The following is a 15,013-nucleotide window of genomic DNA, read 5'->3' on the forward strand; positions in this document are numbered from 1 at the left end:
TTTTTCCATTTTCTTTGTAAAAAACATGGACTTGGCTTTTACTTTATGCACGAGATTTGGTTTGATAAATCACAAATAATCGAACTAAAGATGCGGGTTTATGAAACAATGAAGGCGTTATTGGGACAGTTATCCGATATGGATATTCGCTTGTTGCGAGTGTTTATGGCAGTGGTTGACAGCGGTGGCTTAAGCGCGGCAGAGATGGAGCTTAACATTGGACGCTCTACCATTAGCCGCCATCTAAAAGACTTAGAACAACGTTTGGGGTTAGTACTTTGTCTGCGAGGACGTTCGGGGTTCTCTCTCACCAGTGAAGGGCTTCACATTTATGAATCGGCGCAGCGTTTGGTGCTTTCTATGGATGAGTTTCGTCATGAGGTAAACGGTTTACATCACAGCTTAAAAGGGCACCTTATTATTGCCATGTTTGATACTACGGTGACCAATTCCATGTGTCAGGTGGACAAAGCGATTGCAGACTATGCTTCGAGAGCGCCAGATGTAGCAATCGATATCCATGTCTTGCCTGTTAACGAAATTGAGAAAGGGGTGTTGGAAGGCAAATATCATGTTGGAATTATCCCACCTCATCGCCGTTCGGCCAGTCTTGAGTACTTGCCTTTATTTGGTGAGCAGATGTATATGTACTGCGGAAAAGGCCATCCATTGTTTGATGTTCAACGATTAGTCAGTGATGACGAAGTCATGTTGCAGAAATATGCGGGATTAAGTTTTAGTAGCCCAAATATGGAGATTGGTCGAGCACTTAACTTAGATAAGAGCGCAACGGCAACTAATCAAGAAGGGATCGCAACACTGATTCGATCTGGACAATATATTGGATTTTTACCCGAACATTTTGCCGCGATTATGGTGGTGCAAGATAAAATCATTAGAGTAAATAATCCAAATTTCTCGTATTATTGCCAATTTACTGCGATTCATCGAAAGTCGCCTAAACCGACTCGAATAGTACAAGAGTTTCTCGATTCGCTGATGCGCTCAAAAATCTTGGTTGATGAGGAGCAGCAAAAATACACTTAAGGTGAGTGATTATGGCTATTATCTCTTCTACGTTGTCGGCACCAAAAAGACAAGACACCAAATCTTCGTCTACCCGTTTGGCACTGGAAGCCAAGATACAAAAAGCAGCAGAAAGCGTGTTTGCTGAGTTTGGTTACAAGGGCGCAACCATGGAGCGAATTGCCCAGCAAAGCGGTATTTCTAAGCAGAATTTGCTGTATTATTTTTCATCCAAAGAGGTTCTGTATAGAAAAGTCTTACAGAATATTGTCGATCTTTGGTTAGAAAGGATGGTATTTGCCGAGCAGAAACATGCCACACCAGAGCAGCTGATAGAGGCTTACATTCGAGGTAAGTTACAGCTTTCACATGACAAGCCAGATGCTTCCAAAGTCTTTGCTCAGGAAATCATAGCTGGCGCTCCTATGCTGCGTGATTACCTGAGGACTCACCTAAAGCCACTTTTTGATAGTAATATCCATTTGGTACAAAGCTGGATGGATCATGGTCAGCTGACGAATATTGAGCCAGAGCATTTGTTCATTTCAATATGGGCGATGACGCAAACTTATGCTGATTTTGCTACCCAAATAGAGTTGGTGCTTGATAAGAAAAAACTCGAACAGCCGGATTTTGATCGGGCAGCTAAATTTCTCACCAATATGGTTTTACATGGTGTTTTAGCGCATAAATAAAGCCCTTTAGTATTAAGGGGCTAATCCCCCTTTCTAAGCAGTCGCTTAACCAAGAAAACCATGCCTTATTAACTCTTTCAACAAAAAAAGTATAAATCTAAGTGTCATTAAATTGTTGTAAGTAAAAGGTTTTTATCAACAGTGCCTTTATTTAGACTGCGCTTACATAACAAGAATTCTTCCATCTATTTTTTTTGCCATTTGGTAAAAAGAGTGTTAGTTCTACCCGCGAGTGAAAAAGGTGCAGCTTTTTTAGGGTCTTATCTAGTCATCATTTTAGGGTTAGGTGAAAGGACTCATCTATGGAGAAAAATATGCTGAGCAAGGGTAAAGCGCTACAGTTAGGTAATGCCACGACTGAGCAGCTAGTTGGCCTCTGTCAACAAGCGAGCGATCTGCGTGACAGGCACTGGGGGAAAAAGGTGTCCTACTCACGTAAGGTGTTTATTCCATTAACTAATATGTGCCGTGATACTTGCCGTTATTGCACTTTTGTCAAAACCCCCGAATCGGGCCAAGCTGAGTTGATGACGCCCGAGCAGGTTCTGACGACGGCGCTTCAAGGCCAGAGAATGGGCTGCAAGGAAGCGTTATTCAGTTTAGGTGAGCAGCCTGAAAAGCGGCATAAATTGGCTAGACATCTTCTCGCTGAACAAGGGCATAAGACGACGGTTGGTTATCTTAAAGCAATGTCTGAACTTGTGCTGCAAAAAAGTTTGCTTGTCCCTCACATCAATGCTGGAGCACTTTCTTATCAGGAGTTAGAAACACTCAAACCTGTCGCTGGCTCCATGGGCATGATGTTAGAGAGTTTAAGCCCAGCCTTAACTAAAAAAGGCGGGGCTCACTATGGCTGCCCAGATAAAACGCCTCAACGTCGTATTGATACCTTAGAGGCGGCTGGTGAACTTGCTATCCCTTTTACCACGGGTTTGCTGATTGGGATTGGCGAATCATGGCAAGACAGAATCGAAAGCTTGTGTGAAATTGAGCGTTTGCATTCCAAACATGGTCATATCCAAGAGGTTATTATTCAGAATTTTCGTGCCAAAGCCGGAACGGCAATGGCGGATGCTCCTGAGCCTCCCAAAGTCGATATGCTGCGCACTTTGGCTGCAGCTCGTTTGATCCTATCTCCCTCAATCAGCTTGCAGGCACCGCCTAACCTAGAGCAGGACTATCAAGATTATTTGCGCGCAGGTATTAATGACTGGGGCGGAATTTCGCCACTGACCAAAGATTTTATCAATCCAGAACGAGCCTGGCCGCAGATAGAGCGTTTGGCACAGCACTGCCAATCGACAGGCTATGAATTAATAGAGCGCTTAACCGTTTACCCAGGGCATCAGTCACCTATCGAAACACTGACGGATAGTTTGGTCCACTCAAGAATCCGCTCACAGGCGTCAGTTGATGGCTTTGCCATGATACAAAGCCATACCCATTAAGTTGTAAAGCCAAGGAGAAGATGATGTTGTCACGGAGCGATCAGCCTACAGCTACTCATACACCATTTAGCCGGTTGAATCCCGAGATTAGAGATACTCTCAGACGGGCATTGGATGGCAAGGAAATATCAGCAAAACAAGCAATAAGCCTCTTCAATGCACATGGGCGTGATCAACAGGCATTGCTTGATGTGGCCGATCAGGTTCGTCAAAATTTGTGTGGTGATAGAGGCAGTTTTGTTATCACCCGAAATATCAATTTTACCAATGTGTGTTACATGGGATGCAAGTTTTGCAACTTTGCTAAGCCAATAAAACACAAAGAAGCGGAGCTTCTTTCTTTAGATGAGATAGCAGAACGCGCGCAGCAAGCTTGGGATCGCGGTGCGACTGAGGTATGTATTCAAGGTGGGTTGCATCCGCAGATAGGTGCTGATTTTTATCGCAATATTGTTTTGGCCATCAAAGCACGCTTGCCAAAGATGCATATCCATGCCTTTTCCCCGTTTGAAATTTGGTATGGCGCCCGTCGTGCCAAAATGGGCTACAAAGAGTTTTTGCATGATCTCAAACTATGTGGTTTAGATACCATGCCAGGTACAGCGGCTGAGATTTTGGATGTCGAGATTCGCCAGCAATTAACTAAAGACAAGCTCAGTACTCAAGACTGGGTCGCCATTATTAAAGCGGCGCATGAAGTAGGTATTAAGACCACATCAACCATAATGTATGGCCATATCGACCAGCCTTACCATTGGGCAAATCACCTTGAATTACTGCGCAATACCCAAAAAGAAACGGGTGGTTTTACCGAGTTTGTTCCCCTTGGATTTGTGCACTACAAAACCAAGCTCTACAACGAGAATCCAGGAAAAGTAAGGCCAGGCCCGACACGCAATGAGCACTTTAAAATGCATGCAGTAGCAAGGCTTATGCTGCAAGGTCATATCAACAATATTCAGGCTTCTTGGGTCAAGATGGGCTCTGATGTCGCAATACAAATGTTGCGCTCTGGAGCCAATGATCTTGGTGGCACCCTGATGAATGAGAGTATATCTCGAGCAGCAGGCGGCGAACATGGCCAAGAGATTCAACCACAAGATATGGTGAGCTTTATCCATCAAGCGGGGTTAGATGCTTTTCAGCGCTCTACCTCCTATCAGGTGTTAGAGGAATACCCGTTACAAGCGCAGTGCAAGAAAAAAAGTCAGCTGGTTTTGCCCTCTCAAGAGATTGCGCGTTTTGAGGCCGTATTATGACAAGTCTTAATATCACGCTACTTGCGGGCGGTGTTGGCGGAGCGAAAGCGGCGGAAGGTTTAGCTAAAAGTACTTATGCCGATGGTCTTAAGATTATTGGCAATATTGGCGATGACCAAGCTTTTCATGGTTTGTGGGTCTCACCGGATATCGACACCCTTATCTACACTTTGGCTGAGCGGATAGATCGCAATCAAGGTTGGGGACTCGCGGGCGATCAGCAAAATGTCTTAAATGGTCTCAAACGACTCGGGGTCGATACATGGATGCAATTAGGAGACATGGACTTTGCGACACATATCTTTCGTACAGAGCAGCGCCATCAAGGTATTCGCGCACAAAAAATCACCGAGCAAATTGCCGCTGCAAATGGCGTAAATGTGCCGATATTGCTGCCCACTGATGATGTAATACAAACCAAGCTTAAATCAAATGGTCAATGGCTGAGCTTTCAGGACTATTTTGTTCGTCTTCGATGCCAAGCAAATGTTGAAGAAATTCGTTATCTCGATTGCGAGAAGGCGTCGGCAACACCTGAATCTCTTGAGGCGCTATGCGGTGCCGATTTGGTATTGATTGCCCCGAGTAATCCGCTTCTTAGCATTGGCACTATCTTGTCAGTTGGGGGTATTCGTCGTCAATTACAAGCGCTTTCAAAGCCTATTGTGGCCATCTCTCCGCTTATTGGCAATCAAGCGATTAAAGGGCCAGCAGTCGAGCTAATGCAATCACTTGGTTACCGCCCAAATGTTGTTGGAGTAGCGACTTATTATCGCGAGCTGGTCGATGTATTAGTTATTGATCCAACCGATGCACATCACGCGCCGGAAATTGAAGCCATGGGGATTCAGGTTATTGTTCAGAACATCTGGATGCGTGATAAAGCCGAAAAGGTCAGTGTGATGACCTGTGTTGTTGAACAAGCGCTTAAGCGACAATTGGAAAGGGCATGCTTATGTTAGATAAGCTCAATATTGTGATTCCAATGAAGGCTTCGAGCCGAGCTAAGCAGCGACTTATGGGCGTACTTAATATCTCCCAGCGCGAGGCTCTTGCCTTGGACCTTTATCGTCAGACATTACGATTTTTTGCCCAGCACTACCCACAGGTCAACTGCCTTGTGGTGACAAATTCCCTTAAAATTGCCGATATTGCATCAAGTTTTGGTGCTTCTCCCTTAATCGAAAGGCAAGCAAAAGGCTTAAATGCAGCCGTTGAACTAGCAACTCATTGGAGCCTTAAATTGGGGTATCAATTTCAAATGGTTATCCCTGCTGATATCGCCAAGCTCGATTGCTGTGAGATAGATACCTTGTTTCAAGCTGTGCAAGCGGGTAATCAGGTAGTAATAGCGAGAGCTAAGGACTTAGGGACCAATGCGCTTATCACCACACCACCCAATGCGATTAAGTTTCAATATGGTTGTCAGTCGGCGCTTGCTCATGTTCAACAAGCGCACATCAATGGGCTCAAGGTTGAGGTATTAGACCTGCCTGACTTGAGTCAAGATATCGATTTACCTAAGGATTTGATCAAAGCCTTTCCTGATTATCCAAATAAGGAATATTGCTATGAATAACTGCGCAATGACAAAATCTAGGGTTGTGCCAGAGGTCAATTCTATACAGATGTTTCGTGTGTCAGGGCTACCAGATTTTAAGCCTGATATGGATTTGGCTCAGCATGTGATTCAGGTTTTAACTGCAGAGGGTCAATCACTGCAGCATGGCGATATCTTAGTCGTGGCGCATAAAGTGGTGTCGAAAACTGAAGGCGCTGTGGTGGATATCGAGACGGTATCTGCGAGCGTTCAAGCCATCGAACTTGCTCAGCAAGTCAACAAAGACCCGCGCAAAGTCCAAGTCATACTCGACCAATCAACTCGCATTGTGCGCAGTATTAAACGTGCAGAGCAAAATGAGGGCATTTTAATCGCCGAGCACAAACTTGGCTTTATTTGTGCCAATGCAGCGGTTGATGAGTCCAATGCGGATTTCGAAGGTCAGTTGATCACGCTACCAGAAAATCCTGACCGTAGCGCCATGCAATTATGTGAGCGCTTGGAAGCGCATTTTGACTGTCAATTAGGTGTGGTTGTAAGCGATACCTTTGGTAGACCTTGGCGACTTGGTCAAACCAATGTGGCGATTGGATTAGCGCGTGTGCCTGCCATCCAAGAAATGTATGGTGATGATGATGCATGGGGACGTGAGCTTAAAGTGACTGCCCCCGCTTTTGCCGATGAACTAGCAGGCGCATCTGGGCTTTTAATGGGCAAAAGTGATAAATGCCCAGTGATTATTTTTCGTGGATTGAACTGGCAAGCATGCAACAGCTCAGCCAAGCAAATCCTAAGACCGATCAAGGAGGATTTATTCCGATGAATGAAAATAACAAGATAGCAATTTTGGGTGGTACAGGCCCGCAAGGAAAAGGATTGGCTAAGCGTTTTGCTATGGCTGGTGTGCCTGTTGTTATTGGTTCGCGTGACAGCGCTCGCGCCGCTGAGGTTGCTGCTGAATTGAACGCAGCATTACCGCAAGGAAGTGCAAATATAGAGGGAATGGAAAATTTAGAAGCGACAAAAATGGCTAACGAGATGGTTATTTTGTCTGTGCCTTATTCAGCACATGATGCGACGCTGGCTGATATAAAACCGTTACTGAGCGGCAAAATATTAGTCGATATTGTTGTGCCACTTGCGCCTAAAAATCCAAAAGCTGTGGTAATGCCACCAGAAGGCTCAGCAACAGAAGCTGCTCAGGCACTATTAGGCGATGAGATTTCAGTAGTCGGTGCTTTGCACAATGTATCCGCGGTGACGCTAAATAATACCGATAAGCCGATCAACTGTGACGTTCTCGTCTGTGGCAATCAGCTTGAAGCCAAAAAATCAGTTATGGCGCTTATCGAAAAGTTAGGGGTTAAAGCCTACAACGCAGGCCTTGCGGAAAGTGCTCGCTGTATCGAGGCGCTAACTCCAATCTTAATCAGGCTCAATATCTCAAAAGAGGTGCCTTTTACCCATGCTGGCGTAACCATTGCGCCGCCTGTTCACTAACCTTATTACGAAAGGAAATAAGAGATGGAATTTGGAATTACCTTCAAAGGCTTTGTAAGCCCAAATCGCGCACGAAACTTAGTACGTCAGGCGGAAGAAGCGGGTTTTAGCTACTGCTGGTTCTATGATTCACACATACTATGGCGTGAGTCTTTTGTGGCTATGGCTATGTGTATGGAGCACACTAAAACCATGCGCTTTGGCCCATGTGTGACGAACCCTAATATTCGAGATTGGTCGCTTGCGGCAAGTTTATACGGAAGCTTGGCATTGCAAAGTGAAGGGCGTTTTGATCTTGGTGTTGGACGGGGCGACTCATCGATGCGCGTTATGGGCAAAAAACCCGCCCCTCTGGCTCGCTTGGCTGAGTTCACTCACAAAGTGAAAGCCATGGTGAAAGGTGAAGAGCCAGTGAATTACGATGACTGCGCGTCAGAGGTGAAATTCCCATGGGCGGTTGGTTACGATCTTCCTGTGTGGATAGCGGCTTACGGACCCAAAGCCCTTGCGACAGCAGGCGAGCATGGTGATGGTTTGATTCTTCAGCTTGCTGAGCCAAGTTTGGTGAAATGGTTTACTGACCAAACATTAGAAGCAGGAAAAAATGCTGGCAAGGATATGAGTAATTTTAAAGTGCAGGCAGCGGCTCCGGCTTACTTTGGTGACAAGCAAGAGTGTTTAGATAAAACTCGCTGGTTCCCAGCTATGGTAGGTAATCATGTCGCTGATATTGTTGAAAAATATGGCAGTGACTCAGGCTTAGTTCCCAAGAGCCTGACAGATTATATCGAAAAGCGCAAAGGTTATGATTACTCTAAGCATGGCCAAAGCGATAACCCTTATCTAGAGTTTATCTCTGATGATATCATCGAAAGCTTTTCTGTTCTGGGCAGTCCAGATGATCACATCGCTAAAATCAAGCAGCTTGAAGAAGTCGGTGTCACTCAGTTTAATATCTACTTAGATAACGGTGACGAAGAGAACATCATTGCCCAATATGGCCAACATATTATTCCAGAATTTAGTCAGTGATTACTGGACTTTTAGGCCTTTATTTATGATACAAAACAGCCAGTGATAGTGACTGGCTGTTCTATTAGGTGGGTATTACTTGCTGTTTAGGTAATCCAATACCACCTCATGGTGATCTTTGGTTTTAAACTTGTTAAATACATGCTCAATCATACCTTCTTCGTTAATGAGGAAGCTGATGCGATGTAGTCCATCAAATGTTTTACCCATGAATTTCTTCTCACCCCACACACCGAACTGTTCAGCGACTGCGTGATCTTCATCAGAGAGCAAAGTGAAGTTGAGATTATCACGTTCAATAAATTTACCCAGACGTTTAACGGGATCGATACTCACACCCAATACAACGATATTGTGCTTATCTAATTCTGCTTTTACATCGCGCAGGCCTTGTGCTTGAACTGTACATCCCGGCGTCATGGCTTTGGGGTAGAAATAAAACAGTACTTTTTTACCCGTGAAATCACCGAGTGAAACCGTATTATCATTCTGATCTTGAAGCGAAAAAGCTGGGGACTTAGCGCCCGCGGTTAGCGTGTTCATTGGTTGTCCTTTTTATTGACTGTTTTTGATAAAATGGAGTGAGCCTTGTACTTTAAGGTTGGTACATAAAGCGTCAAATTCTTCGTTAAGTTGCATCAGATTAAAGTGGGCATCAACCTTAGCGGTAATAGCAATGTGAAATTGCTTTTTTGCCGACAGAGTTTTGTCTTTGTGGATTGTTTGTGCACTCAAGGATGAAAGACCTATACTCTTATCTGCAAAAAATTGAGTAAACTTCTCGGTGATACCTGCTTTGTCTTCTGACTCTATGAATACCTCAACGTGATAGGAATCATCAGTTTGCTCATGCTCAGATGTACGTTTCATCATGGTAATTAGATCAAGTTCTTGAGCTAGCAACGGCAGTCTTGTTTCGACACGAGTAATATTGGCATTGGTACCTGAAAGTAACATGATCAGGGTGAACTCATTGCCAAAAAGAGCAATTCGGCTATCAATAATGTTACAGCCAGATTTTGTCACCAGTTGTACAATATGGTTACAGACACCTGGTCGGTCTGCTCCTACCGCTGTTATCACCAAATGTTGAGTCATAGTATCACTATCGAATCATAGTTATGGGTGTTAACCAAACAGCTTAGCATAGTTAGTCTGGGGTCAATAGACCTCGAAAGTACGATTTATGACCTTGTCATGACACCTATTGCGGGCTTAATTTGGCAAAGTTCTAACATCTGGTAAATATTCATTCAAATAGGTGATTTAAGCGGCTTTAATCGCTTGTGTTTGTTAATCGCCTTACAGTAACATGCAATTAGTATCTATATTAGGGAGAAAGACATGTTTTCGGGAAGCATTGTAGCGCTAATTACCCCCTTTACCCATGATGGCGAAGTTGACTACGTTAGCCTGAAAAAATTGGTCGATTTTCACGTTCAAGCAGGCTCAACTGGCATAGTTGCTGTCGGTACAACGGGAGAATCGGCAACGTTAACCGTTGAAGAGCATGTCAAAGTTGTGACGAAGGCAGTCGAGTTCGCTGATGGGCGCGTTCCAGTTATTGCCGGAACAGGTGCGAATGCGACGCATGAGTCAGTTACTTTCAGCAGACTACTTAACAATTCTGGTATTTCAGGCTGCTTAAGCGTCACACCATATTACAACAAGCCGACTCAAGAAGGTTTGTATCAGCACTATAAAGCCATCGCTGAAGAAAGTGATGTTCCGCAAATTCTCTATAACGTACCTGGTCGAACTGCGGTTGACTTGCTGCCTGAAACGGTTGCCCGTCTTTCAGAGATTGAAAATATTGTCGCACTTAAAGATGCAACGGGTGATTTAAGTCGAATTGAAATTCATCGTGAACTTTGTGGCAAAGATTTTATCTTACTAAGTGGTGATGATTCGACAGGCCTAGAGTTTGTTAAACAAGGTGGGCAGGGTGTTATCTCTGTAACTAATAATATTGCTGCAGCTGATATGGCAACCATGATGAAACTTGCCCTTGCAGGCAATTTCGATGAAGCTGAAGCGATCAATCAGCGCCTAATGACACTGCATAAAAATTTGTTTATTGAGTCGAGCCCGATCCCTGTCAAATGGGCAGCGCATAAAATGGGTTTGATAGAGTGCGGTGACTTACGATTACCGTTAACCGAGTTATCGGAGTCTGCTCGTCCAATTGTGACACAAGCAATGGCAGACGCCCGTATCGACTAAATTTACTATGAATTGCCGAAGGTGACTTCGGCATTTACTTATCAGGAGTTTCAATGAAATTGTCTCATCAGCTAGTCGTGAGTTCGCTAGCTGTTTTTGTTTTGAGCGCATGCTCTGGTGGACCTACTCAGCGTCGCCAAGCCAAAGATGACTTTGAGTATCTCGATGCTAAGCCACTAACAGAGTGGAAAGATGTTGCAGGAGCTGAAACTCAAATTTATCCCAACTACCAAATCCCGTCTGGAAACTTTTCTGGGGGAGTTGGGAAAGATGTCGATATTCGTCCTCCTCAGCAAGTGCTTGAGCTTATCCCTGGTGCTCGTGCTGAACGTCATGGTGGAGAGGTAGTACTATGGTTGCTGAAGAAAGATGAACTAGACAAGGTTTGGCAAACCGTACAAACCATGCTTGCAGAACGCAAGGTTTCTATTCGTGAGGAAACTGATGATCGTATCGAAACTGACTGGGTAACTTGGGTTTCAGAAGACGAAGATGGGCAGATTGGTTCCCGTTACGAAATCACCCAAATGGAAGCAAACAGTCGTTACGGTTTTAAAATTTCTTTAATTGATTGGCGTGAAGCTGGGAAAACAAAGCCTGTTTCTTCGACAAACAAAGAGCGCTACAACGTACTAATGACTAACTTAGTGATGGCTCGTTATGATCTAGAAGCTCGTCAAGAAGCTGCTCGTCGAGCAGAACAGCTGGTTAAGAATATCCCAATTACTATGGGTACGGATCGCAGTGGCTTCCCTGTGATTATTGCACGTTCTCCATATAATACACTCTGGTCTCGTTTGCCTAACCTGTTGCCAGAAATGGGTTTTACCATTGAAGATCGTAACCAGTCGCAAGGAACCGTTAAGGCAAAATACGCAGAGCCTAACGATGAATTCTGGACTAAGGTTGGTGTCAAGCCGATCAATTTGCCATCGGGTAAATATACTTTCCTATTTGGTGACTTAGGTAACCGTACGTCAATTAATGTGACTGACTCGTCTGGAAAACCAGTCGAAGAGAAGTTATTAAAAGATATGGTGCCTGTATTATCGGCAGTTGCAGATAAGCACACTGACTAGCGAGTTTGGATACTTAAAAAAGAAAAAAGCTGACTCTTTTTAGTCAGCTTTTTTAATGCGAGATAACTGGATTACAGAACCATGGCGGCTACCCAGCCAAATAGAATTAGAGGGATGTTGTAGTGGATAAAGGTTGGTACCACAGTTTCCCATATGTGTTCATGTTGACCATCAGCGTTGAGACCTGAAGTTGGGCCTAAAGTCGAATCAGAGGCGGGTGAACCTGCATCTCCTAATGCGGCTGCAGTACCTACTAGTGCGATAGTTGCCGTTGGTGAAAAACCAAACGCCGCGGCTAGAGGAACATAAATGGTTGCAATGATAGGAATCGTTGAAAAAGATGAACCTATACCCATTGTCACAAGTAGGCCAACAACCAACATCAGAAGTGCAGCCAAAGGCTTGTTATTACCTATGCTTGTTGAAAGCGCTTCAACTAGAGACTCAACACCACCTGTTTGCTTCATTACCGCAGCAAAACCTGCTGCTGCAATCATGATAAAGCCTATCATAGCCATCATATGTACCCCTTTGGTGAACACATCATGGGTTTCTTTCCAAGCGATGACACCACCAAAGGTAAAGACCATAAACCCAGCTAAAGCGCCAATGATCATTGACCCAGTAGTTAGCTGAACGGATAGGGCTGCTAAAATACCCACTGCTGCAATCATAATATTTTTCTTGTTGATTGACGCGGTATTTTCTTCTACGTGAGTGAGTTCAGTTTCTTGGTATTGGCGAGGGCGACGGTAACTAAAGAAAATCGCAACTAAAAGACCAAAGATCATACCAGCCGCAGGCAGCAGCATAGCGACAGGAACCTGACTTGCAGTGACGGATTCTAGACCGTTATCATGAAGGTTTTTGAGCAAAATGTTGTTTAGAAAGATGCCACCAAACCCTACCGGAAGTACCATATAAGGTGTGACCAAACCAAATGTTAGAACACAGGCGATCATTCGACGGTCAAGGTTGAGCTTGGCAAATACCCCAAGTAACGGCGGGATCAGGATTGGGATAAATGCAATATGTACGGGAATGACATTTTGTGAGGACATGGTGACTAGCACTAATGCAATGATGACTGCATATTTTAGCCCTGTGGATGCGGCGCCATTCTCTTTACCATGGATACGCTTGATGACGCTATTGGCTAACAAATCGGTGATACCGGATTTGGAAATAGCCACGGCAAAGGTACCTAACATAGCGTAGCTCAGTGCTATAGTTGCCCCTCCACCTAGCCCGCTTTCAAAGGCCGCGACTGTGTCATTTAATCCCATTCCTGCGACTAGTCCACCTATGATGGCACTGAATGTCAGGGCGACCACGACATTCACGCGCATCAGTGCTAGCAGCAGCATGATACATACAGAAATTACTACAGGATTCATAGTTTACTCATAAGTTGTGTTTACTTTTATTTATTATTCTCGGCATCTAGGTCAACAATAGGCCAGCCGCCTAGCGCTTTCCATTTGTTAACGATGCCGCAAAATAGCTCTGCTGTTTTTTGTGTATCGTATAGTGCAGAGTGGGCTTCTCGGTTGTCAAAATCCATCCCGGCGACTTTACATGCTCTAGCTAATACGGTCTGGCCATAAGCTAGTCCGCTCAGTGTTGCTGTATCAAAAGTGGCAAAGGGATGAAAAGGGACGCGTTTAAGCTTGCTACGCTCACTGGCCGCCATCACAAAGTTATGATCAAAAGTGGCGTTATGGGCGACAATGATAGCACGGCTGCAGTCAGCCGCTTTTTGTTCCTTGCGTACAAGCTTATAAATTTCTTTGAGTGCTTCAGACTCTGTCACCGCACCTCGCAGAGGGCTATATGGGTCGTGAATGCCATTAAAGTCGAGCGCTTCTTTTTCTATATTTGCCCCTTCAAATGGCTCAACGTGGAAATGCATGGTTGAAGCCGGTTTTAGATCACCATTAGAATCCATGGCTAGAGTGACAGCGCAGATCTCCAAAAGAGCATCAGTCTTGGCATTGAATCCTGCTGTTTCGACATCTATTACCACGGGGAAATATCCGCGAAAGCGTTTTTTAAGCGTTAAAGCTTCGTTCTCTGCACTCATGTTGGCCTAATATTATGTGACAAAGCCTGCATTATTGCAGATTCTTGGGATAAGAAAAACCTCATAATCACTTATGAGCAAGTCCGATTCTATTAAATATGGCAGCGTGTATTCTGGCGAGGATTTTGCATTGTTTTTGCTGTAGTAGTACTGACGGCAACAATAAGCCGCATTTTTAAGAGAGTCTCCAAACGATGAAGAAACGGTTAGCCACTCATTTAGCAACCATGGTTATTACCTCTATTGCCACTCCTGTTATGGCAATGGATGTGCATTATGGTGCTAAGCCAGAGCAGTCAAAGTGGCAAATGATTACCAATACTCCTCTGGAGTGTCGTATGGTGCATCCAATACCTAATTACGGAGATGCGGTTTTTTCTTCTCATGCGAGTAAGAAAATTAACCTCGATTTCGAGCTTAAAATGAAACGTCCGATGGGCAAAACAAGAGACGTTTATTTGGTGTCTCAACCTCCAGCTTGGCGGCCGGGTGATAAGGGAGAACGTGTTACTAATATTCAGTTTTTCCAACAATTTGATGGTTATGTCGGTGGGCAAACTGCTTGGAGTTTGCTGACGGAATTAGAAAAAGGGCGTTATCCCACTTTCAGCTATCAAGAATGGCAGAGTCGAGATCAGCGTATCGAGGTCGCCTTGTCATCGGTGTTATTTCAAAACTCATACAATGCGTTTAGCGATTGCATTGCTAACTTATTGCCTTACAGCTTCGAAGATATAGCCTTTACTATTTTGCATTATGACCGTTCAAGTGTAGAGCTCAGCAAAGCTTCACAAAAACGCTTGGCCCAGATAGCTGAATACATAAAACACAATCAGGATATAGATTTGGTCTTGGTATCTACCTATACAGGTAATGAAGATCCTAAGAGTATGAGCCAAAATTTATCTGAGCAGCGAGCAGAGGTACTGCAAACGTATTTTCAGTCTTTGGGTCTGCCTGAAGATAGGATTCAAGTGCAGGGGTACGGTCGACGTCGGCCTGTAGCCGATAATAACTCACCGCTAGGAAAAGATAAAAACCGCAGAGTGGTAATATCTTTGGGTAGGACTCAGGTCTAGTCGTGACTCTCTAGATGAGAAAAAGGCA

The 15,013-nt window shown here is 44.4% G+C and carries 16 protein-coding genes; 12 read left to right on the forward strand and 4 right to left on the reverse strand.

Translation table 11 applies throughout. The features are described from left to right. The first annotated feature begins 45 nt into the window (after positions 1–45). The 9 genes from DPF90_RS13270 to DPF90_RS13310 all read left to right on the forward strand — a co-directional run bounded on the left by DPF90_RS13270 (position 46) and on the right by DPF90_RS13310 (position 8,521). Positions 46–1,047 carry a LysR family transcriptional regulator gene (locus DPF90_RS13270; protein ID WP_205395193.1) on the forward strand — a complete coding sequence of 334 codons (1,002 nt, stop codon included), beginning with the start codon at positions 46–48 and terminating at the stop codon, positions 1,045–1,047. Between the two features lie 11 nt (positions 1,048–1,058). Beyond that, positions 1,059–1,721 (forward strand): TetR family transcriptional regulator C-terminal domain-containing protein, encoded by a 663-nt coding sequence (locus DPF90_RS13275; protein WP_114786823.1) that lies wholly within the window; start codon positions 1,059–1,061, stop codon positions 1,719–1,721. A 302-nt stretch (positions 1,722–2,023) separates the two neighbouring features. After that, the gene (cofG, locus tag DPF90_RS13280; protein ID WP_205395194.1) at positions 2,024–3,169 is read left to right on the forward strand and encodes a 7,8-didemethyl-8-hydroxy-5-deazariboflavin synthase CofG; all 1,146 of its coding nucleotides are present in this window, start codon (positions 2,024–2,026) and stop codon (positions 3,167–3,169) included. Positions 3,170–3,189: 20 nt separating this feature from the next. Next, positions 3,190–4,428 (forward strand): 5-amino-6-(D-ribitylamino)uracil--L-tyrosine 4-hydroxyphenyl transferase CofH, encoded by a 1,239-nt coding sequence (gene cofH, locus DPF90_RS13285; RefSeq protein ID WP_114786824.1) that lies wholly within the window; start codon positions 3,190–3,192, stop codon positions 4,426–4,428. Further along, a complete protein-coding gene (gene cofD, locus DPF90_RS13290; RefSeq protein WP_114786825.1) occupies positions 4,425–5,390 on the forward strand; it encodes a 2-phospho-L-lactate transferase in 966 nt (321 codons plus the stop codon). Before cofH ends, cofD begins: the two co-directional genes overlap by 4 nt. Beyond that, positions 5,378–6,007 (forward strand): 2-phospho-L-lactate guanylyltransferase, encoded by a 630-nt coding sequence (cofC, locus tag DPF90_RS13295; RefSeq protein WP_114786826.1) that lies wholly within the window; start codon positions 5,378–5,380, stop codon positions 6,005–6,007. Before cofD ends, cofC begins: the two co-directional genes overlap by 13 nt. Then, positions 6,000–6,812 carry a coenzyme F420-0:L-glutamate ligase gene (cofE, locus tag DPF90_RS13300; RefSeq protein WP_205395195.1) on the forward strand — a complete coding sequence of 271 codons (813 nt, stop codon included), beginning with the start codon at positions 6,000–6,002 and terminating at the stop codon, positions 6,810–6,812. The genes cofC and cofE overlap by 8 nt, the downstream gene beginning before the upstream one ends. After that, complete coding sequence (gene npdG / locus DPF90_RS13305; RefSeq protein WP_114786827.1) at positions 6,809–7,489, forward strand: NADPH-dependent F420 reductase; 681 nt, start codon at positions 6,809–6,811, stop codon at positions 7,487–7,489. The genes cofE and npdG overlap by 4 nt, the downstream gene beginning before the upstream one ends. Before the next feature lie 24 nt (positions 7,490–7,513). Then, positions 7,514–8,521: a TIGR03842 family LLM class F420-dependent oxidoreductase gene (locus tag DPF90_RS13310; protein ID WP_114786828.1), complete on the forward strand. Its 1,008-nt coding sequence runs from the start codon at positions 7,514–7,516 to the stop codon at positions 8,519–8,521. Positions 8,522–8,596: 75 nt separating this feature from the next. Here DPF90_RS13310 and bcp read toward each other — a convergent pair whose 3' ends face one another. Continuing rightward, the gene (gene bcp, locus DPF90_RS13315) at positions 8,597–9,064 is read right to left on the reverse strand and encodes a thioredoxin-dependent thiol peroxidase (protein ID WP_114786829.1); all 468 of its coding nucleotides are present in this window, start codon (positions 9,062–9,064) and stop codon (positions 8,597–8,599) included. A 12-nt stretch (positions 9,065–9,076) separates the two neighbouring features. Further along, positions 9,077–9,619, reverse strand: coding sequence for a glycine cleavage system transcriptional repressor (locus DPF90_RS13320; protein WP_114786830.1), 543 nt, complete (start codon positions 9,617–9,619; stop codon positions 9,077–9,079). A 246-nt stretch (positions 9,620–9,865) separates the two neighbouring features. On the opposite strand from DPF90_RS13320, the gene dapA reads away from it, so the two are divergent. Next, positions 9,866–10,744: a 4-hydroxy-tetrahydrodipicolinate synthase gene (gene dapA / locus DPF90_RS13325; protein ID WP_114786831.1), complete on the forward strand. Its 879-nt coding sequence runs from the start codon at positions 9,866–9,868 to the stop codon at positions 10,742–10,744. A 53-nt stretch (positions 10,745–10,797) separates the two neighbouring features. Next, the gene (gene bamC / locus DPF90_RS13330) at positions 10,798–11,823 is read left to right on the forward strand and encodes an outer membrane protein assembly factor BamC (RefSeq protein WP_114786832.1); all 1,026 of its coding nucleotides are present in this window, start codon (positions 10,798–10,800) and stop codon (positions 11,821–11,823) included. Positions 11,824–11,894: 71 nt separating this feature from the next. Here bamC and DPF90_RS13335 read toward each other — a convergent pair whose 3' ends face one another. Continuing rightward, a complete protein-coding gene (locus DPF90_RS13335; protein WP_114786833.1) occupies positions 11,895–13,220 on the reverse strand; it encodes a Na+/H+ antiporter family protein in 1,326 nt (441 codons plus the stop codon). Between the two features lie 26 nt (positions 13,221–13,246). Further along, the gene (gene rnt, locus DPF90_RS13340) at positions 13,247–13,906 is read right to left on the reverse strand and encodes a ribonuclease T (RefSeq protein ID WP_114786834.1); all 660 of its coding nucleotides are present in this window, start codon (positions 13,904–13,906) and stop codon (positions 13,247–13,249) included. 194 nt (positions 13,907–14,100) lie between these two features. Here rnt and motY point away from each other — a divergent pair, with 194 nt between their 5' ends. Then, on the forward strand, positions 14,101–14,985 hold the full coding sequence (motY, locus tag DPF90_RS13345) for a flagellar protein MotY (protein ID WP_114786835.1): 885 nt from the start codon (positions 14,101–14,103) through the stop codon (positions 14,983–14,985). Positions 14,986–15,013 lie beyond the last annotated feature (28 nt).

It is taken from the genome of Vibrio tetraodonis (assembly GCF_003350295.1).
GTDB lineage: Bacteria > Pseudomonadota > Gammaproteobacteria > Enterobacterales > Vibrionaceae > Vibrio > Vibrio tetraodonis.